General features: G+C 68.4%; 15 protein-coding genes. 7 read left to right on the top strand and 8 right to left on the bottom strand.

Annotation, left to right across the window (positions count from 1 at the left end; all coding sequences use genetic code 11):
* Positions 1-204: 204 nt before the first annotated feature.
* Entirely contained in the window at positions 205-1422 is a 1218-nt protein-coding gene (tyrS, locus tag M0G41_RS02550) for a tyrosine--tRNA ligase (protein ID WP_248204738.1), read from the bottom strand.
* Positions 1423-1616: 194 nt separating this feature from the next.
* Between tyrS and M0G41_RS02545 the strand changes: the two genes are divergently transcribed.
* The 3 genes from M0G41_RS02545 to M0G41_RS02535 are packed head-to-tail and all read left to right on the top strand — an operon-like array spanning position 1617 to position 5411.
* Positions 1617-2978, top strand: coding sequence for an OapA family protein (locus M0G41_RS02545; RefSeq protein ID WP_248204737.1), 1362 nt, complete (start codon positions 1617-1619; stop codon positions 2976-2978).
* Positions 2975-4093, top strand: coding sequence for an anhydro-N-acetylmuramic acid kinase (locus tag M0G41_RS02540; protein WP_248204736.1), 1119 nt, complete (start codon positions 2975-2977; stop codon positions 4091-4093). Before M0G41_RS02545 ends, M0G41_RS02540 begins: the two co-directional genes overlap by 4 nt.
* Positions 4094-4106: 13 nt before the next feature.
* Entirely contained in the window at positions 4107-5411 is a 1305-nt protein-coding gene (locus M0G41_RS02535; protein ID WP_248204735.1) for an AmpG family muropeptide MFS transporter, read from the top strand.
* On the opposite strand, the gene M0G41_RS02530 is transcribed toward M0G41_RS02535, so the two are convergent.
* Positions 5402-6172: an exodeoxyribonuclease III gene (locus M0G41_RS02530; protein WP_248204734.1), complete on the bottom strand. Its 771-nt coding sequence runs from the start codon at positions 6170-6172 to the stop codon at positions 5402-5404. The genes M0G41_RS02535 and M0G41_RS02530 overlap by 10 nt on opposite strands.
* Positions 6173-6317: 145 nt before the next feature.
* Between M0G41_RS02530 and pyrE the strand changes: the two genes are divergently transcribed.
* The gene (gene pyrE / locus M0G41_RS02525) at positions 6318-6962 is read left to right on the top strand and encodes an orotate phosphoribosyltransferase (RefSeq protein ID WP_248204733.1); all 645 of its coding nucleotides are present in this window, start codon (positions 6318-6320) and stop codon (positions 6960-6962) included.
* Positions 6963-6978: 16 nt separating this feature from the next.
* Positions 6979-7620, top strand: coding sequence for a DUF4124 domain-containing protein (locus M0G41_RS02520; RefSeq protein ID WP_248204732.1), 642 nt, complete (start codon positions 6979-6981; stop codon positions 7618-7620).
* A gap of 371 nt (positions 7621-7991) precedes the next feature.
* Here the strand turns inward: M0G41_RS02520 and M0G41_RS02515 are convergent, their stop codons facing one another.
* The 3 genes from M0G41_RS02515 to coaBC are packed head-to-tail and all read right to left on the bottom strand — an operon-like array spanning position 7992 to position 12030.
* The gene (locus tag M0G41_RS02515) at positions 7992-10337 is read right to left on the bottom strand and encodes a phosphomannomutase/phosphoglucomutase (protein ID WP_248204731.1); all 2346 of its coding nucleotides are present in this window, start codon (positions 10335-10337) and stop codon (positions 7992-7994) included.
* Positions 10338-10357: 20 nt separating this feature from the next.
* A complete protein-coding gene (gene dut / locus M0G41_RS02510; RefSeq protein ID WP_248204730.1) occupies positions 10358-10822 on the bottom strand; it encodes a dUTP diphosphatase in 465 nt (154 codons plus the stop codon).
* A complete protein-coding gene (gene coaBC, locus M0G41_RS02505) occupies positions 10819-12030 on the bottom strand; it encodes a bifunctional phosphopantothenoylcysteine decarboxylase/phosphopantothenate--cysteine ligase CoaBC (protein WP_248204729.1) in 1212 nt (403 codons plus the stop codon). The genes dut and coaBC overlap by 4 nt, the downstream gene beginning before the upstream one ends.
* A 131-nt stretch (positions 12031-12161) precedes the next feature.
* On the opposite strand from coaBC, the gene radC reads away from it, so the two are divergent.
* Positions 12162-12839, top strand: a complete 678-nt coding sequence (radC, locus tag M0G41_RS02500; RefSeq protein ID WP_248204728.1) for a RadC family protein — start codon at positions 12162-12164, stop codon at positions 12837-12839.
* A 112-nt stretch (positions 12840-12951) separates the two neighbouring features.
* Entirely contained in the window at positions 12952-14004 is a 1053-nt protein-coding gene (locus tag M0G41_RS02495) for a hypothetical protein (RefSeq protein ID WP_248204727.1), read from the top strand.
* A gap of 131 nt (positions 14005-14135) precedes the next feature.
* Here the strand turns inward: M0G41_RS02495 and M0G41_RS02490 are convergent, their stop codons facing one another.
* From M0G41_RS02490 to M0G41_RS02480, 3 genes are all read right to left on the bottom strand, one after another.
* Positions 14136-15833: a hypothetical protein gene (locus M0G41_RS02490; protein ID WP_248204726.1), complete on the bottom strand. Its 1698-nt coding sequence runs from the start codon at positions 15831-15833 to the stop codon at positions 14136-14138.
* A 122-nt stretch (positions 15834-15955) separates the two neighbouring features.
* Entirely contained in the window at positions 15956-19039 is a 3084-nt protein-coding gene (locus M0G41_RS02485; RefSeq protein WP_248204725.1) for a TonB-dependent receptor domain-containing protein, read from the bottom strand.
* Positions 19040-19058: 19 nt separating this feature from the next.
* A complete protein-coding gene (locus M0G41_RS02480) occupies positions 19059-20177 on the bottom strand; it encodes a tetratricopeptide repeat protein (RefSeq protein WP_248204724.1) in 1119 nt (372 codons plus the stop codon).
* Between the last annotated feature and the right edge of the window lie 86 nt (positions 20178-20263).

Genomic DNA, 20263 nt, shown 5'->3' with positions numbered 1-20263 from the left:
GATCGAACGTTTCCGTCCAACCGAGCCGCACATCTTACACCGTTTCCGAAGTCCGTCAATACCCTCAAACGAACTTTTCTACTCCGGTCCCTCCCGCTTCGCCGCCCCGAAAGACCGCCCCGCAGAAGGGCCGCGAACTATGCAGCAAGGCTTTCGAAATGGGAAGCGGGTTTTTCCCTCTGCGCGAAAAAATTCGCGATTCGTTCAGCTTCGCACCAGGCGAACGCGGCGGAAATTGCGCTTGCCGACCTGCAATAGCCCTTCGAAACCCGCGTCCAGCGCGGCCTGCGCATCGCTGACCACTTCACCATTGATGCGGACGGCACCCTCCTTCAGCTTGCGGCTCGCCTCGCTGTTGCTCGACGTGAGTCCCGCCCGGGTCAGAAGCGCCGGGATCCGCAGGCCGCCCTCGTCGACGCCGATGTCGTGCAGCGGCAGGGTGTCCAGGTCGCCCTGACCCCTCACCGCGGCATGCCAGCCTTCGATGGCGCGCTCGGCCTCGGCCGCGCCCTGGAAACGCGCGGCCAATTCGCGGGCCAGTCGCAGCTTGGCGTCCCGCGGGTTGAGCTGCCCCGACTCGATGTCGCGACGCATTGCCTCGATGTCCGACAGGCTGGCGTCGAAGCTGAGAAGCTCGAACCAGCGCCACATCAGCTCGTCTCCGATCTTCATCGTCTTGGTGACGATGTCGATCGCCGGCTCGTTGATTCCGATGTAGTTGCCCAGCGACTTGCTCATCTTGTTGACGCCGTCGAGGCCCTCGAGCAAGGGCATGGTCAGCACCACCTGGGGCGGCTGGCCTTCCGCCTCCTGCAGCGCGCGGCCCATCAGCAGGTTGAACTTCTGATCGGTGCCGCCGAGCTCGACGTCGGCCTTGAGGGCCACCGAATCCCAGCCCTGGACGAGCGGATAAAGGAACTCGTGGATGGCGATCGGCTGCTGCGAGGCGAAGCGCTTGGAGAAGTCGTCACGTTCGAGCATTCGGGCCACGGTGTGTCGGGCAGCGAGCCGGATCATTCCGGCGGCATCCATGCTCTTGAACCACTCCGAATTGAAGCGCAGCTCGGTGCGCTCACGATCGAGCACCTTGAACACCTGATCGGCGTAGGTGCGGGCATTGGCCTCGACGTCGGCCGGACTGAGCGGCTTGCGGGTCGCGTTCTTGCCGGTGGGGTCGCCGATCATCCCGGTGAAGTCGCCGATCAGGAAGATCACCTGGTGACCGAGATCCTGGAACTGACGCATCTTGTTCAGCAGGACGGTGTGCCCGAGATGCAGGTCGGGCGCGGTGGGGTCGAACCCCGCCTTGACCCGGAGCGTCTGGCCGCGCGCAAGGCGCTGCTCCAGCTCTTCACGCTTCAGGAGTTCGTCCGCGCCGCGGGCGATCAGGGACAACGCGGCTTCGACCGCTTCACTGGCCATCTCGATCCTTTCCAACAGGTGTGTGCCGCCCGCCGGAACCGGGTGGCAGGAAGTTAATGCAACGTTAAACGCGACGAGCTGAAAAATCCAGCAGGAACAAAGGTTTGACGCGGTGTCTTGAGCCTGTTTATCGTACGTTCCGATTTCAGAAGAGTACGTGACCGGTGATCGAATCGCATCGCAGGGAGGGCCGCGTGTCCGAATCAGGCCTTTCCGGCATCGAAGGCTGGCGCCATCCGCGTCAGTGGCAGCGCGAGCACTGGGTCCTGGCGAGCTGTCTTGGCGCGGTGGTCGTGCTGGTCAGTTCGATCATTCCCGGCTTTGCCGATGCCCACCGCGAACAGCCTGCCGATGAGGTGCCCGGTGAGGCGCTGGTGAGCGATGACTGGGTCGAGACCGGTCTCGACCTGCCCGAGCCGATCGAGACGGTGCGCGCCGAGGGCGATGACAGCACGCCGGACTGGACTTCCGTGGCCGTGCAGCCGGGTCAGTCCATGGCCGACCTGTTCCAGGGCCAGGGCCTGTCGGCGCAGCTCCTGCATCGACTGCTCGAGGTGAAGGGGATGCGCGAGCCGTTGACCCGGATCCGGCCGGGGCAGGTGTTCGATTTCGCGCGCGATGAAACCGGGGCCCTGCGTGCGCTGCGCTTCGAGAAGGGCGATGCCAGCCGGGTCGTCCTGCATCTCGACGACGACGAGATCCGCAGCGAGACCGAGGCCCGCCAGCTGCAGAACCGGGTGCTGGTGGCTTCCGGCCGAATCACCGCCTCGCTGTTCGGGGCCGCCGAGGCCGCCGGCATGAGCACGGCGGCCACGTTGGAGCTGGCCAAGGCCTTCGGCTACGACATCGACTTCGCCCAGGACCTGCGGGTGGGCGACGAGTTCCACGTCATCTATGAGGAGATCTGGCGCGACGGCGAAAGGCTGCGATCGGGCGACATTCTCGCCGCCACCTTCGTCAACCAGGGCAAGCGCTACCAGGTCTTCCGCTACATGTTCGCTGACGGTCGCAGCGAGTACTTCGACGCCGAAGGCCGTCCGGTCAAGAAGGGCTTCCTGCGCATGCCCATCGATTTTGCCCGGATCAGCTCGCGCTTCAGCACGGCGCGCAAGCATCCTGTGCTGGGGGTGACCCGCGCCCACCGCGGCGTCGACTACGCCGCGCGCACCGGAACGCCGATCATGGCCGCTGGCGACGGCAAGGTTCTGTTCGCCGGCTGGAAGAACGGCTACGGGCGCACCGTGATCCTGCAGCACGGCGGCCAAGTCACCACCCTCTACGGCCACATGTCCAAGTTCGGCGGTTTCCGTACTGGCGCGCGGGTACGGCAGGGGGACGTGATCGGCTACGTGGGCGCTTCCGGCCTGGCCAGTGGCCCGCACCTGCACTACGAATTCCGTCTGGCCGGCGTCCACCGCGACCCGCTCAAGGTGACCATGCCCAAGCCCGAGCCGCTACCGGCCTCGGAGATGGGTCGCTTCCGCCTGCAGAAGGAACCGCTGGTCGCCCAGCTGGCGCTGCGCGAGGACAACGCGCAGCTCGCGTCGCGGCGGTGAACCAGGCACCACGCGATCTCTACCTCGGTCTGATCTCCGGCACCAGCGCCGACGGCATCGATGCCGCGCTGTGCCGGTTCGATCCGCATCCGGAGCTACTGGCCGGGCTGACCCACCCTTATCCGGACGGACTGCGCGAGGAGATCATCCGCGTCAGCCAGTCCACCGAACCGGTAGACCTCGACGCGCTGGGCCGGCTGGAGCAACGCATCGCCTCGGCCTTCGCCGAAGCGGCGCGGGCCCTCATGGACAGCGCCGGGGTCGGGCCGGAGCGGATCGCCGCCATTGGCAGCCATGGCCAGACCATCCGCCACCGGCCCGAGGGACCGCATCCCTTCACCTGGCAGATGGGCGACCCCTCGCTGATCGCCGAACGAACCCGCTGCACCGTGGTGGCGGACTTCCGTCGCCGTGACCTGGCCGCCGGCGGCCAGGGCGCGCCCCTGCTGCCCGCCCTTCACGCTGCGCTGCTGCGCGATCCGCACGAGGATCGCGCCGTGCTCAACCTCGGCGGCATCGCCAACCTCACCCTGCTGCCGCGCGGCGGCGCGGTGCGCGGCTTCGACACCGGGCCGGCGAACTGCCTGCTGGACGCCTGGCATGCCCGCCACCGCGGAGAGGGGTATGACGCCAACGGCGACTGGGCGGCCGGCGGCACGGCGGACCGCATCCTGCTCGAACAGCTGCTGTGCGAGCCCTACTTCGCCCGGCCCGCACCCAAGAGCACAGGGCGCGAGATGCTCAACCTCGAGTGGCTGGGCGAACGCGGCGGCGCTCGGCTGAAGACGCTGCGTCCGCAAGACGTCCAGGCCACCCTGCTGGCGCTGAGCATCGACACGGTGGCCACCGCCCTGCTGCGTGAACAGCCGTCGACTCAGCGCCTGCTGGTCTGCGGCGGCGGCGCGCGCAACGCGGCACTGATGGCCGGCCTGGCGCGCCGGCTGCCGGGGGCGCAGGTCGAGTCCAGCGCGGTGCGCGGCGTCGACCCCGACCTGGTCGAGGCGATGGGCTTTGCCTGGCTCGCCCATGCGACACTCCACTCCCGCCCGGGAAACCTGCCGGAGGTGACCGGCGCGGCCGGGCCACGCATCCTGGGCGGCCTCTTTTCCGCCTGAGTCCCGCGAATCCATGAGTCCTGCCTGGCACCAGCGTCTACCGGTCGCCCTGCGTCCCTATGTCGAATCCGCGCCGCTCGGCGCCCTGCTGCTCGGCATGTCATCGGGCTTTCCCTACGCGATGATCGGCGCAACGCTGACCACCCGGCTGGCCCAGGACGGCATCGACAAGAAGGCGGTCACGGCGTTCTCGCTGGCCTTTCTGGTCTACAACCTGAAGTTCCTCTGGGCCCCGGCCATCGACCGGATACGCATTCCCGGCCTGTCGCGCTTTGGCCAGCGCCGCGCCTGGCTCTGGCTGTGCGCGGCAGCGGTGGCCGCCAGCGTCGGCTTCCTCGGCATCGCCTCGCCCGAGGCCAGCCTGCAGACGGTCGCCATCGCGGCGGTGCTGGTCGGCGTCTCCGGGGCCACCTTCGACATCGTCATCGACGCCTACCGGATCGAGACGCTTGAGCCTCATCAGCTCGGCACCGGCTCGGGCATGTCGCAGTACGGCTGGCGGATCGGCTCGGTGGCAGCGGGTGCGATGGCCCTGCTGATTGCCGCGCACTGGGGCTGGACCGCCGCCTACCTGGCCTGCGCCAGCTTCGTCCTGCCGGCCATTCTCGCCTCGCTGTGGCTGGGCGAGCCGTCGCGGCACCGTCCGCCCCCCGAGAGTGCCGGGATCATGGCCGCGGTGATCGAACCCCTGGGCGAGTTCCTGCGCCGCTCGGGCGCCTGGCTGGTCCTGCTCTTCGTGCTGGTGCACAAGATCGGCGATACCCTCGGCCAGCTGACCCTGCGCCTGCTTTTGAACGATCTCGGCTTCAGCAATGACGAGATCGCCACCTATGACGTCGGCTTCGGCTTCGTCGCCTATCTGGTCGGCATTTTCCTGGGCGGCGCCCTGTACGCGCGGCTCGGACTGAAGCAGGCGCTGCTGCTGAGCCTGGTGCTGATGGCGGTGTCGAACCTGTCCTTCGCCGGGCTGGCCGCAGTGGGCCACGACAACTGGCTGCTCGCGGCCTGCATCGGCTTCGAGAACCTTGCCAGCGGCATTGGCGGAGTCACCGTGGTGGCCTACCTGTCGGCGCTTTGCAATCTCAGCTTCACCGCCACCCAGTTCGCCCTGCTTTCGGCGGCGGCTTCGGTGGTCGGCCGGCTGATCACCGGGACCAGCGCCGGTGCGCTGATCGAGTCCATGGGCTATGTCGACTTCTACCTGCTGACCTTCGTCATCGCCCTGCCGGGCGTCATCCTGTTCTGGCTGATGATGCGGGCCGGCCTCGTCGACCGCGCCCTCGGCTCGGCAGGACGCGACCCTGCCGATCAGCGGTAGTCGACGATGAACGGTGCGTGGTCGGAAAAACGCAGCTCGCGCGGGCAGATCGCGCAGTCGCGCAGCCGCTCGGCCAGCCCCGGCGAGACCAGCTGGTAGTCGATCCGCCAGCCGACGTCCTTGGCCCGCGCGGCACCCCGCTGCGACCACCAGGTGTAGTCCTCGCCGTCGGGCCGCAGCCGCCGGTAGGCGTCCACCCAGCCCTGCCCTGACAGCAGCTCGCCGAGCCAGGCGCGCTCCTCGGGCAGGCAGCCCGAGTTCTTCTGGTTGGACTTCCAGTTACGGATGTCCTTTTCGGTGTGGACGATGTTCCAGTCACCGCAGACCACGTAGTCGCGCCCGCTGCGCAGCCAACCTTCCAGAATCGGAGCGAACCACTCCATCACCCGGAACTTGTAGCCCTGGCGCTCGTCGCCGCTGGAGCCCGACGGCAGGTAGAGCGACACTACGCTGAGCGAACCGAAGCGGGCCTCGAGATAGCGCCCCTCGCAGTCGAACTCTTCCCAGCCGAGCTCGCGGCAAACCTCGTCGGGCGCCTGCCGCGAATACACCGCGACGCCGCTGTAGCCGCGCCTGCAGCGGGCGTCGTGGAAGTGACGGTGGTAGCCGGACGGGCAGAACACCTGGTCCTGGAGCTGCTCCGTCTGCGCCTTGGTTTCCTGCACACAGAGCAGGTCGATGTCCTGCTCCGCGAACCAGTCGAAGAAGCCCTTGGTCGCGGCCGAGCGCAGGCCATTGGCGTTGAAACTCACGATCCTCATTGAAAAACCCACCCTCCATCCATGAACTGGCCCCGGCGGAGCGGCGCCAAGCCTGCCTCGCGCCGCCGCCAAGGGCAAATCGGCCGCGGGATGACAGCCCGCCCGACCCCGCCTAAGCTGCGCGGCGATCACCCCGGGAGTGCCCATGAGCGACCATCGTCAACGCTTTCTTGCCCTCGCCGCCGAACGCGAGGCACTGCGTTTTGGCAGCTTCACCCTGAAGTCGGGGCGCAGTTCGCCGTACTTCTTCAATGCCGGGCGCTTCGACAGCGGCATGGCCCTGGCCGAACTGGGGGAATGCTATGCCGATGCGCTGGAGGCCTCCGGTCTGGACTTCGACATGCTGTTCGGCCCGGCCTACAAGGGCATTCCCCTGGCGACTGCCGTGGCGATCGCGCTGGCGCGCCGTGGGCGCAACCTGCCGCTGGCCTTCAATCGCAAGGAGGCCAAGACCCACGGCGAGGGCGGCCAGCTGATGGGCGCGCCGCTCGCAGGGCGGGTGCTGATCGTCGATGACGTAATCACCGCCGGCACCGCGGTGCGCGAGTCGCTGTCGCTGATCCGCGCGGCCGGCGCGACGCCCTGCGGCGTGCTGATTGCCCTGGATCGGCAGGAACGCGGCACAGGGCGACGCTCCGCGGCGCAAGAGGTAGCTGAATCCGAGGAAATTCCTGTGATTGCCATCGCCGGCCTCGCCGACGTACTGGCCTATACTGAACGCGATGCCCGGCTGGCCGATCATCTGGAACCGCTGCGGCGCTACCGTGCGGAGTTCGGCTGCGACGGGTGACCCGAAGGAGACCGGAATGCGTCTGCTCACCCTTGCCATCGCCGCTGTCGTGCTGATGAGCGCCGGCTTTGCCGACGCCCAGCAGAAGCGGCTGTACCGCTGGACCGACAAGGACGGCAAGGTCCATTACAGCGATCACGTTCCGCCGGAAGCAATCGAGAACGCGCGCTCCGAGATCAACCAGCGGGGCCTGAAGGTGGGCGAGGTCGGCCGCGCGCTGACCGCGGAGGAGAAGGCCGTCGCCGCGGCCGCCCAGCGCGCCGCCGCCGAACAGCGCAAGCTGGAGGAGGATCAGGCCAAGCGCGACAACATCCTGCTCAGCTCGTACGGGTCGGTGGCCGAGCTGGATCGCGCCTACGCCGAGCGCTTCGACCTGCTTGAACAGTCGCTGGAGTCGGCACGCGCCGGCATCCGCAGCCAGGAGAAGAGCCTTGCCGAGCTGCTTGCCCACGCAGCCGGCCTGCAGCGCCAGAACAAGAAGGTGCCGGACAACATCCGCCAATCGATCGAACTCGCCCAGCGTCAGGTGACCCAGCAGCGTGATTACCTGGCCAGCCGCGAGGCCGAGAAGGCGGAGGTCGACAAGGAATACAGCGAAACCCGCGAGCGCTACCTCAGCCTGCAGGCCGAGGCCGCCCAGCAGGCGGCGCAGAACTAGTCTCCTTTCCCGCAGGCGCCGCAGGATCCGGGGGCGGCGAGTACAAGAGGCGAACAACCTTACTGCGCCCCGCTGCCGGGCCTGACCGGGGCGCCTCCCTAGATTGGTCGTGCTCCGCGCGAGCCAGGCGTTTCGCGGTTCGGGCCTCTCGTTGCGCCCTTCGACGGCCGCAGCCGTTTCCATCCCGATGGCAGGCAAGCCCGGTGGGCTCGCAGGCGCCCGGCGAGGTGTCGAGGCCGTTGGTGCGGGCCGGGGCTCTGGTCGCCTGCATGCCCGGCGCAGCCATCGGACTTCGCCTTTGGATCTCCGGCTAGCCTGCCTGCCGGCGGACCCTTCGAGCTTCCACGCCGGACAGACGAAACCGGGGAAGCCTAGAACGGCAGCTTCAGCTTCGGGTCGACGGCCAGCAGCTGCTCGCGGTAGGTTTCCTGGATCCGCGCCAGCGCCTGTTCGCTGTCGCCGTCGAAGCGCAGGACCAGGCACGGCGTCGTGTTCGAGCAGCGCACCAGTCCCCAGCCGTCCGACCAGTCGGCGCGCACGCCATCGATGGTGAATACCTTGGCGCCCTCGAACCTGGCCTTCTCCCGGAAGCGCTCCATGAAGGCGTAATGCTCGCCCTCCTCCATCTCGACCTTCAGCTCCGGCGTCGACACACTGTCCGGCAACTCGGCGAAGATCTCGTCGGGATCGCGGTCGTCGGTGGCCAGAATCTCGAGCAGGCGGGCCGCGGCGTAGATGCCGTCGTCGAACCCGTACCAGCGCTCCTTGAAGAAGAAGTGGCCGCTCATCTCGCCGGCCAGTTCGGCGGCGGTCTCGCGCATCTTCGCCTTGATCAGCGAATGCCCGGTCTTCCACATGATCGGGCTGCCGCCGTGGCGCAGGATCTGTCCAGAAAGGTGGCCAGTGCACTTCACATCGTAGATCACCGCGGCGCCGGGGTTGCGGCTCAGCACATCCTGGGCAAACAGCATCAGCACCCGGTCGGGATAGATGATCTTGCCGCTGCGGGTGACGACGCCGAGTCGATCGCCATCGCCATCGAAGGCGAGGCCCAGCTCGGCACCGGTTCGCTTTACCGAGGTGATCAGATCGGCGAGGTTGTGCGGATCGCTGGGGTCCGGATGATGGTTCGGGAACTCGCCATCGACCTCGCAATAGAGGCCGTCCGCGGCCGCGCCGATCGCCTCGAGGACCTCCGGCGCAACGGCCCCGGCGACACCGTTGCCGCAGTCGACGACCACTTTCATCCGCCGCTCGAGCTGCACGTCGGAGGAGATCCGATCAACGTAGTCCCGGCCCATCGCCTGCTCCTGCAGGCCGCCCGGCTGGTCGCTGTGCAGTCGGTTCTCGCTGATCCGCTCGTACAGCGCGGTGATCGCATCGCCGGACAGCGTTTCCCCGCCCAGAACGATCTTGAACCCGTTGTAGTCCGGCGGATTGTGGCTGCCGGTGACGGCAACGCAGCTGCCGGTGCCGAGTTGGTAGCTGGCGAAGTAGACCACCGGGGTCGGCGCAAGGCCGATGTCGACCACGTCGCAGCCGGTGCTGCGCAGCCCCTCGATCAGCGCCTTGGACAGGTCGGGCCCCGATAGCCGTCCGTCGCGGCCGACGACGATCTCGCGCAGTCCCTGCTCGCGCAGGGTCGATCCGATGGCCTGGCCGATCAGCTTGGCGATGCCGGTATCCAGCGACTTCCCGACCACGCCGCGGATGTCGTAGGCGCGGAAGATGCTGCGGTCGACGCGCAGCGAGGATTTCGCCGCCTCTTCCTTCTTGGCCGCCGGGCGCGGCGCGCTCTCGGCCTTCTGCGCCGCGGCCTCCGCGGCCTCGGCGGCGAGGGTCTCGGCAAAGGTCGGCACGCCGAAGTCCGGCGTCTCGAGAGTGACCCGCCGAGCAAAGCCGGCGACCATCACCGCCAGCACCGCCAGCGCGGCGCCGATGCCGACCGAAGCCAGCGGCGAGGTGCCGGTCATGCTTTTCGGCATCGCCAGGTTCAGCGCAAACGGCGAATCCGGCACGGCCAGGGGCGTCGCAGTCGGACGCAGCGCTTCGTTGCCATAGGTGAACAGGATCTCCTGCCCGACCTTGAGCTCGATCAGCGCTCCGCCAATCGACAGGCTGCGGATGTGGTCGGTCAGCACGCTCATCGGCAGCTCGGCTACCGCCACGGCGATCGGCCGGCCGTCCTGATCGATGCGCCGGGCAATCCCGACGTGCAATGAGCCGCGACTGCCAAGCGGTGCAGACTCGATCTCACCGCTGACGCTGGCCGCGGCGACCAGGGCCAACCGGGTGTAGTCGGCGTCATCACCGGCGCTGGCCACGGTGGCCTCCACCCGAGCCGCCTCGACACTCGTGCCGACGACCTTGTCCCAGCCGCTGCCCAGGCGCTGGGCGGCTTCCTCGAACTCGCCGGCGGCGACGTCGGCGAGGAAATAGCGGTCGTTGCTGCGCTGCTCCAGTTCGTCGCCCGCCTTGCGCAGGATGCCGGCGAGCCGGGTGGCCAGCGCCGCCCGCTCGTCGACCAGGTTGACGCCGATCGGCTCCGCGCGCAGCCCGTTCAGGCCGATCGCCACATAGCCTGCCGCGGCGATGCCGATCGCGCCGGCGATGACCAGCAGGATGATGCGCAGGCCGGACTCGCCGATCGGAAGGTTCTTCAGGCTCAAGCGCGGCGCGTCGTCGCGGGCGGCTTTGGCGGCTCGTGCTTTGGCCATTCGGGCGTCCTGTCAGGGCGTCAACGCAGTCCGGTATGGCCGAAGCCACCGGATCCGCGGGCGGAGAGGGAGAAATCCTCGACGGGTTCCAGCGCCACCTGCTCCACCGGCACGAACACCAGCTGAGCAACGCGATCCCCCGGAGCGATGGTAACGGGGCCTTCACCCCGGTTCCACAGGCTGATCATCAGCGGTCCCTGGTAGTCGGCGTCGATCAGCCCGGTGAGGTTGCCGAGCACCAGTCCCTGGCGGTGGCCGAGTCCGCTGCGCGGCAGGACCACGGCGCAGAGCGACGGATCGCCGATATGGATGGCCAGCCCCGAGGGCACCAGCTCGGCCTGGCCAGGGGCCAGCTGCAGCGGCGCGTCGAGCATCGCGCGCAGGTCCATGCCGGCGCTGCCCGCAGTGGCGTAGGCCGGCAGCGGGAACTCATCGCCAAGCCGCGCATCCAGCACCTTGAGCGCCACCCTGCGCTGTCCGCTCATCCTGCAGCCTCCATGCGGCGGGCGATGCACTCGACCAGCTGGGCGGCCACCGCCGATTTGTCGGCAAGGGCGATCTCCTCGCCGCCGTCCTGCCAGTAGACCGACAGCGCGTTGTCACAGGACTCGAAGCCGCAGCCCGGCTGGCCGACATGGTTGGCGGCGATCATGTCCAGCCGTTTGCGGCGCAGCTTGTCGCGGGCATGGGCCTCGACATCATTGGTCTCGGCCGCGAAGCCGACGATGAACGGGCGCTGCGGACGCGCGGCCACCTCGGCGAGGATGTCCGGATTCAGCACCAGATCGATCTGCCAGGTCTCGCCGGCCTTCTTGCGCTTCTGCGCCAGCGGCTCGGCCGGCCGGTAGTCGGCCACGGCCGCGGCGGCGATGAAAACGTCCTGGCCGGGCAGCGCTGCGAATACGGCCTGGTGCATCTGCTGCGCCGAGCGCACGTCGATGCGGGTGACGCCATCCGGCGTCGGCAGGGAAACCGGGCCGGACACCAGGGTGACCTCGGCGCCCGCTGCACGGGCGGCGGCGGCGACCGCGAAACCCATCTTCCCCGAGCTGCGGTTGCCGACAAAGCGGACCGGATCGATGTCCTCGAGGGTCGGTCCCGCGGTGATCAGCACCCGCCGGCCCTGCAGCACACCCGCTCCCGCGCCGCGCGCCGCGCCCAGGGCGGCGAGGATCTCCGCAGGCTCGCTCATCCGGCCGGGACCGAACTCTCCGCAGGCCTGTCCTCCGCTCCCCGGACCGACGACCTGAACACCTCGCTCCCGCAACAGGGCGAGGTTGGCCTGCACCGCGGGATGGGCCCACATCTGCTGGTTCATCGCCGGCGCAAGCAACACGCCGGCGCCGGTGGCCAACAGCAGGGTGGTGAGCAGATCATCGGCCTGGCCGGTGGCCATGCGGGCGATCAGGTCGGCCGTCGCCGGCGCCACCACCACCCGCTGGGCCCAGCGGGCAAGTTCGATATGGCCCATCGCCGCTTCCGCGGCGTCGTCCCACAGCGTGGTGCGCACCGGGCGTCCGGAAAGCGCCTGGAAGGTGAGCGGCGTGACGAAGCGTGTCGCCGCCTCGCTCATTACGACCTGAACTTCGTGCCCCTGCTCGCGCAGTCGGCGCACCAGCTCGGCCGCCTTGTAGGCTGCGATGCCGCCGCCGACGCCCAGCACGATGCGCTCTGCGGCCAGCGTTGCGGCCATCGGAAACCTCCTACCCATCATTGCTGCGGCATCTTACCCGAACCGCCTGAAGTGCCCTCTGGGCCGGATCGGCGACGATCGGCAGGCTGAGCATGCCGCAGATCGGCGGCAGGCCGAAGACACGTTTCGAGATGAGCATCAAACACTGGCCGGCGCAGGAACGACCGCGAGAGAAGCTGGCCGGCCGCGGCGCCCAGGCGCTGTCCGACGCCGAGCTGCTGGCGATCTTCCTCGGCTCCGGCGTTCGCGGCGAGGATGCGGTCAGCCGGGCACGCCGGCTGCTGCAGGCTCACGGCAGCCTGCGCGGCCTGCTGCAGGCGCTGGGCGGGCCGCCAGCGCGGCGTCTCCAGGGACTTGGCGCGGTGGCGGCCTGCCGGCTGCAGGCCGCCGCCGAACTGGGCAACCGCTGCCTGCAGCAGGGCCTGGAGCGCGGTGAGGCGCTGACCGACCCCGGCAGCGCGTCCCGGCTGTTCGTCGCCCGGTTGAGACCGCTCGGCAACGAGGCCTTCGCGGTCGCCTTCCTCGACTCGCGACACCGCCTGATCGCCTTCGAGGTGCTGTTCCAGGGCACGATCGACGGCGCCGAGGTGCATCCGCGGGTGGTCGTGCAGCGCTGCCTTGAGCGCAACGCGGCTGCGGTGCTCGTTGGCCACAATCACCCCAGCGGGGTGGCCGAGCCGAGCGCGGCCGACCGCCACCTCACCCTGCGCCTCCGCGACGCGCTTGCCCTGGTCGATGTCCGACTCCTCGACCACCTGGTGGTCGGCGACGGCCCGCCGGTGTCGATGGCCGCGCGAGGCTGGGTATAGGCCGGATGCGTGCTGCGCCGCAGCACATCCCACCGCCTGTCCGTCACGCCTGCCCGCCGTATACTCCTTACATGACAGTTCGCCGGCCATGCCGTCGGGAGTGGTGGAACCCGTGTTCCTGCAGCTGAAGCATTCGTTCCCAGCCGATGGCGTCGAGCGGGCCGTGCCCGATTCGGTCACGGCGGAGCGGCTGCTGCGCGACTGCCGGCCGGATTTCCTGCAGCTGCTGGAGCGCCGCCGCGACGCGTTCCGCGAGGCCTTTGCCGATGCCGACCCGGCGCTGCTGGATCGGGTCGAACGCGCCCTGATGATCAGCCTTGCCCGCCTCGGCATGCGCCACGGCAGCTGGGGCGACGACTTCCATCACTATCACAACGAGAACCACGCGCTGGAGATCCTCGACGGCCGCCTTGGCCGGATGATGGATACGGTCGGGCTGAAGCGGCTGCCGCTGTTCGAGTGGCTGGCCCTGTCGCTGTTCGCGACCTGCCACGACCTGCGCCAACGCGAGCAGGTCGACTTCAGCCACCCGATCGGCAACAACGAGGCGGCGAGCATCTGCGAGACGCGGCGCATTCTCGCCCTCTCCGGCTTCGACGGACTGCGCGATCGCGGCCTGTACGACGCGCTGGACATGATGATTGCCGGTTCGACCTTCGATCCGCGGCCGACCCCGCCGCCGGGGGAGTTCAACACCGCCGAGGTGGTCACCACCGCCGGCGCACTGGCGCCGCAGCTGCCGCTGTTCCTTGATCGCGAGTTCCCCTGGTGGCGCGAGGATCCGAGCGCGGTGCGCGCGGTGGAGCTGGCGCAGATGGCTTCGGACCTCGATACCGCCAATGTCGGCGAGGCCTTCCCATGGCTGGCCGAGAGCGCCAGCCGGCTGTGCCAGGAGCGCGAGATGCGCAGTGGACGCTCGCTGGATGCGGAGCAGTCGGCACAGCCCTGCCTCGGCTTCCTCAGCGACGGGCAGGAGCGCTATTTCTTCGAACTTCACCGCTTCTGTTCGGATATCGGGCGCGACACCTTCGCCGCGGCCAAGGAGGGCAATGCCGAGCGCCTGCGCCAGGTGGCGAGCGCCCTGCGCGAGCAGTTCAATGGCCGCGGCCCGCGCAACGGGCAGGCCGTGGTCGAGGCCTTCTCGGCCTATTCCCTGGCGCCCTGAGGCATCGCCTGGCGCACCCACGCCGGCACGCGCCCCTGGGCACAGCCGAAAACGAAACGGGGCGCTCCGAAGAGCGCCCCGACCGTACTACCCGATCCGCGGCGGCTTCCCTGTCGCGACGGCCTTGACGCTTACTGGTTCGGCAGGTTGACGGTCCAGTCCTTGGTCCAGTTCTCACCCGGGCCGAAGGCACCGCGGTATGCGGTCGGCTGGAAGAAGCCGTCGGCCAGCACGCCGCCGCCGCTCAGCACCGGGGAGCCCGCCGCCGGCAGGAAGCCGTCGAGCTGCGGATTGCCGCTCTGGTTGCCCGTGCCAGCGTTGTACCAGGCAGACACCGCGTACGGGTCGCCCGAGGCGTCGTCGAAGGTGTTGCCGGTGCAGCCGCCGATGAAGCTGTTGGTCATGGTGAACAGCTCGCCCTGGGCAGAAGCGGTGCCCAGGCCGAAGGTGCCGGCATCGTCCAGGTTGAGGCAGCTGCGGGTGTAGCCGGTCACCACCATGTTGACGTAGTTGCCGCCCGCGCCGCGGCGGATGCGCATGCCGTCGCGGGTGCCGCTCGGGGTGCCGACCATGGTGAAGTTGGCCACCTTCGGCGTGGTGCGCGGCTGCTTGTCGTTGTTGTTGCTGTCATTGTCGGTCTCGAAGCCGTTCGAGTCCGAGGTCAGGTCGGGGTTGCTGCCCTGGAAGCCGAGGCCGAACTGCAGCTTGCCGTTGTAGCCCTGGTCGAAGTCGAAGCAGTCGTCGCCCATGTTCGAGCAGACCAGATAGCGGCCATTGACGCTGCCGCCGAACATCTCGAAGCCGTCGTCCAGGCCGCCGTCGACCTGCACGTACTCCAGCACGGTGCCGTTGCCGACGCCGAGCAGGGTCAGCGAGTTGAGCTCTTCGTTCGGAGCGATCTGCTGACCGGCCCAGCGGATGCGCACGTAGCGCAGCACGCCCGAATTGTCGTCCAGCACCGGGGCGGTGGAGGAACCATAGGTGATGTCCGGCACGGCCTCGAACTGGCAGGGCTGGTTGGCGGTGGCGTCGTTGCAGATCGAGCGACCGGCGATCACGATGCCGGCCCAGGAACCCGGCACGGCTTCCGGCCCGGTGAAGGTGATCGGCTGGTCCTTGGTGCCGTTGGCGTAGATCTGGCCGCCCTGCTTGACCGAGATGAAGTTCGGCGCGGTGGCCTGGGCGCCGCCGACCACGGTCACGCCCGGGGCGATGCTCAGTTTGCCGCCGGACTCGACCGAGACACGGCCATTGACCACATAGGTCTTGCCGGCCGGCAGGATCAGGTTGTTGCTGATGCTGCTCGGCAGGGCGCAGCGGTCGCCCTCGGCGGTGGTGCCTGCCGGGCAGTCGTTGACCGGGGTGTTGCACTCGCCCGAGCTCAGCTTGTCGAGGCCAAGGCTCGGCTCGAAGCTGTAGCTGGCGGCGGTCAGCGACACGCCGGAAGCGGGGGTGAAGTCGAGGTTGATCGCGCCGCAGTTGACCGAGATGTCGACGCTGCCGATCGGCGCTCCGGTCGGGTTGCCGCCTTCGCTGAAGCGACCGCCGGTCACGACTTCCACCGGCACGGTGTAGTCGCGCACGCCGTCCTGCACCTCGAAGGCACCCACCGTCCACAGCTGGTCGCCGGCGCCGTCATAGGTGAAGAAGGCGAAGAAGAAGGTGTTGGCGCTGGGGATGTAGTCGACCATCAGGCCCTTCTGGTTGCCGGCGGCCGAGGGATCGACCCAGGCACCGTCGAAGGACTCGTTGATGTGGACGGCCGCGGCCTGGCCGGCAAGGGCGAAGGTGCAGGCAGCCGCGAGCAGCGACTTGCGAAGCTTGGTCATGGGATGAACCTCGAGTTTCGTTGGGAGACTGGCCGGCCTCCGCCGACACCGGGCGCACCTTACTTCGCGGGTCTTTCAGGAATCCTGCAGGAAGATGACCGCCCCATGACAGGCGGCCGGCGTCAGTAGCGCCACTCGACACTCAGGTTGATCTCACGACCCTTGCGGAAGCTGCGCGAGGTCTCGCTGCCGACGCTGTAGCGCGCCTCGGGATCGAGAATGTTGCGCAGCCGCAGCTTGGCCTTCCAGCCTTCCCAGGGCAGCTGGCTGCTGAGCGTGAAGTCGAGCTGCTTTAACGGCTGCTCGTAGATGTCGGGCACCCCCGAGTCGCCGACCTGGGAGATGCGCTCGCCGGACACGTTGTAGAGCAGGGTTGCCTCGACATCCCCCTCCGGATGCAGATAGGACAGACTGAGGTTGCCGACATAGGGCGACTGCCCCTGAAGTGGCCGGCGCGCGTTGGTCTGGGTGCCCTGGTTGTCGCCGAGGTCGATCTCGGAATCGATATAGGCGTAGTTGCCACCGATATAGAGATCCGCCCAGGGCAGCCCCTTCAGCCAGCCGGGCAGCCAGTTGATGGCGGACACCTCACCCAACGACTTGTACAGGTCGAACTCGACACCACGGTTGGTAGCCGAGGCGGCATTGCGGATGCCGAGCAGCTCGCCCGAGGCCGGGATGCGGACCAGCTCGATCGGGTTGACGAAGTCCTTCTCGAAGTAAGCCACCGAGAAGCTTTCGGTCGGGGTGAAGTAGTACTCCCAGCGCAGGTCGCGGCTCTCCACAACGGCTGCCTTCAGGTCCGGGTTGCCCTGCACGCGGATGTCCAGCTGAGGGTCGATGAAGGGCGCTTCGGACTGCTCGCGGAAGTCGGGCCGCGACACGGTCCTGCTGTAGCCAAGGCGCAGCTGGGCCTTCTCGGTGTAGGCCCAGGTGACCGAGCCTGAAGGCAGTCGATCGGTGGCCTCGATGCTGCCGACAACCGGCGGCACGCCCGCGCTGCCGAACAGCGGCTGGGTGATCACCTCCTGGTCATTGCGCTCTTCGCGCACGCCCAGGTTCACGCGCCAGTCGCCCCAGACCAGATCGCTGCTCAGATAGAACGCATCCAGCGTCTGCGAGGCCGTGTAGGCATCGGTGGACAGGGTCGAGCGCTGCAGGCGCAGCTGGCTGCGGTCCGGGCCGATACGGTCAGGCAACAGAACGTCGCGAATATCGGTAGCGTTGTTGACGCGACCGCCACGAAAGGCGAACCGCTCGATGGACGATCGGCGCTCGCGCTCCACCTTGTCCACGCCAGCCATCAGGGTGAGGCTGTCGGTGTCGTTGAAGCGCCACGGCCACTTGAGGTCGAAGCGGCCCTGCCCGGCATCGTCGACCAGATCCTCGAAGCGGATGAAGTTCTGCCCGTTGTAGAAGAACTCACCGAACTCCTCGTCGAGGGAGAAGCCGTACTCACGAGTGAAGGGCGAGTACCTGACCGCGCGCGAGTCGGTGACCTGCCAGGACACGACCATTCCGCCCAGCCCGACCAGCGAATGTTCGCCGCCGAGCTGCTTGGTAGTCAGTTCGTTCTCCACCCACTCCAGCGCGAACTGACGCTCGATATTGCCCGAGCCCAGCAGGCCCTCGTCGATCTGGGTCTCATCGATCGTCTGGCGAACCTGGAAGGCGGTGCCGACGATGTCGTGGTGCTCGCCGATCTTGAGTCCGGTGGAAAAGAACAGCCCGGCGTCGATCGCCCGCTCGGTCTTGCGCCGCTCGAACGCGCTGAGCGGGATCAGGGTGCCGTTGCCCAGCACGCTGAAGCCGTTGCGCTGCTCGTCGCGCGTATCCCAGCTCTGGCTGTGCCGGAAGGCAGCGATGTAGCCGAGGCTCCAGCCCGCGTCATCGAAGCGGAAATCATCGCCCACCGAGAACGAGGCGCTGCTGTTCGCACCGATGTGCCGCTCGAACACGCCGAACCCGCGCCCGGCCAGCTCCTCACCGAGCGCCTCCAGCTCTGCAGGATCGCTGGGCAGCGCGGGGCCAAGCAGGTTCGCCGGGGCTTCGCGGGTGCCATCGTCCCTGCCGGTCCAGTCGCGATGGCCGCCGGCATAGGTCAGGCCGTCCTCGCCGGTGGTGCCGTCGGCATAGCCGATGCCCAGCGAGGCCCTGAGCAGGAAGCTGTCCGGCACGCCGCGGGTGCGCAACTGGATGGTGCCGCCGCCGAACTCGCCGGGCATGTCGGCGGTGTAGGTCTTCTGCACCACGATGCCCTGGAGGATCTCGGTGGGGAACAGATCGAGCGGGACGACGCGCCGGGTTGGGTCCGGGCTGGGAATCTGCGCGCCGTTGAGCAGGACCGAGGAGTAGCGCTCGCCGAGGCCACGCACGTAGACGAACTTGCCATCGACCAGGGTCAGGCCGGTGACGCGCTTGAGCGCGCCGGCGGCGTCGGAGTCGCCGGCGCGGGAGATCTGTTCCGCGCCTAGGATATCGGCGACCGCGGACGAACTGCGCTTCTCCTCGACGAACGCCGCCAGCGAGCCCTCGACGAAGGGCTCCAGCACCACGAACTCGGGCAGCTCGAAGCCGGCCGGGGTCAGTTCGATTGGACGCTGGGTGGTCTCGCCGGCAGTGATCTTCACGCCGTCGAGAGTGAGGGTGCTGAAGTTGGCGGCGATAATCGAGATCGAATAGTCGCCGGAGGGCAGCTCGGCGCTGAAGTTGCCCTCGGCATCGGTGACGATGTCGAGCGGGGTGCCGCTGACGTAGACCCGCGCATTGGCAATCGGCGTGCCGTTCTCGGTGTTGATGATGCGACCGGACAGCTGGCCCGGCGGGCCGGCGGCTTCCGGCTGCGGCGCCCCGATCGCGGCACTGCCGTCGCGGTGAGAGCTTTCGATCACCACCCGCGGGGCGGCGTTCGGCTGCAGGGTCGCGATCAGCTGGGCGTTCTCTTTCTCCTGCAGTTCCAGCGGCAGGTTCAGCAATTCTTCCGAGCCCCTGCGCAGCACCACGGTGCGCGCGCCGGCGGGCAGGGTCAGCGCGATGGCACCGGCCTCGCTGGTGCGGCCGAGCAGCTTGCCGTCGACCAGCACCTCGACGTCGGCGACGGGGGTGACGTCATCGAACAGGTAGATCGATACCTCGGCCGGGTCAGCGGCCAGCGCCAGGCGGGTGGCCAGCGCCAGCGCGGCCAAAGCGAGTGCGGGGCATTTCATCGATCAGTCCGTTGGAGGGTCACGCGCAGGTCCAGCGCGCGTCGGCGCAGTCCTGCATCAGGCGGCGGAGTTCGGTGGCCTTGCGGAACAGCTCAGGGCGCTTGAGCGCCGAGAGATGGCGCTCGACCGCCTCAAAGTTGCCGCCGCGGAAGTGCGCGTAGGCCAGCGCATAGCGGATGTCCTCGTCGGCGAGCAGACCGGCGCGGTACAGCGCGGCCTCCATGCCGGCGACCTGCTCGAAGCGGCCGAGCTCGACCAGGATGCCGACGCGCTGCTTGAGCTTGCGCTCGCTGTCGCTGATGCGGGCATTGAGCATGAGCGCGCGCATCGGATGCCCGGCGCGGCGGAACAGCTCGGCGGCTTCGGCCAGCAGGGCGGGCTCGCGCTCGGCCTCGATGGCGAGGATCTCGGCGGCAGCGTAGGCGTTGCCCTTCTCCAGCCAGGTCTGCGCCAGCGCCTTGCCGATATTGCCGTCCTCGGGGTGCGCAAGGCGGGCGGCCTCCAGGAACTGCAGCGCCTCGTCGAAGCTGCGCGCGCGGCGCAGGGCGGTGCCGATGGCGACGAAGTCCTCCGGCTTGCCCTCGACCCGCGAAAGATAGTCGCGGCCCAGCTCGGCGGCTTCCTGATACAGCCCGGCCTCGATCAGGTAGAACACCTGACGGCGCTGGAACGACGTGTTCGAGGGGAAACGGCCGCTGGCCTCGCGCAGGGTGTCCATCGCCGCCTGCCGGCGATCCAGCATCCACTCGGCATGGGCGCGCATCAGCCAGGCGCCGGACAGGCCCTCGACCGGCTCGCCGGCCTGCTCGATGGCGGCAATCGCATCGGCGTAGCGATCGAGGCCAAACAGGGCCTGGGCGCGATACAGGTGGATCAGCGGATCCGTCTCGCCAGCCGCGAAGGCAGCGCCAAAGGCCTCGGCGGCGGTCTCGAGCTGCTGGCGCTCCATGGCGACCAGGCCGCGCACGGTGTGGTACTTGGCCAGATCGACGCCCTCGGCGTCGAGATCGACGTTGCGCAGCGCCTCTTCGGCGCGCTCCATTTCGCCGTCGCGCGCAAGCACAGCGGCAAGCTCGACGTAGTCGACTTCATCCTGGGCCAGCGCGGGCAAGGCGATGCTCAGACAGAACGCGATCATGGCCACACGCATGCCCCGCAGGAGCCAGCTTGCTGGCGAACGCTCCGATCGGCAGGTGTGGATCGCCAGCAAGCTGGCTCCTACAG

Source organism: Pseudomarimonas salicorniae, assembly GCF_023156535.1.
Lineage (GTDB): Bacteria > Pseudomonadota > Gammaproteobacteria > Xanthomonadales > Xanthomonadaceae > Pseudomarimonas > Pseudomarimonas salicorniae.
The sequence above is the reverse complement of the archived record's forward strand: the minus strand, read 5'-3'. Positions and strand labels throughout refer to the sequence as shown.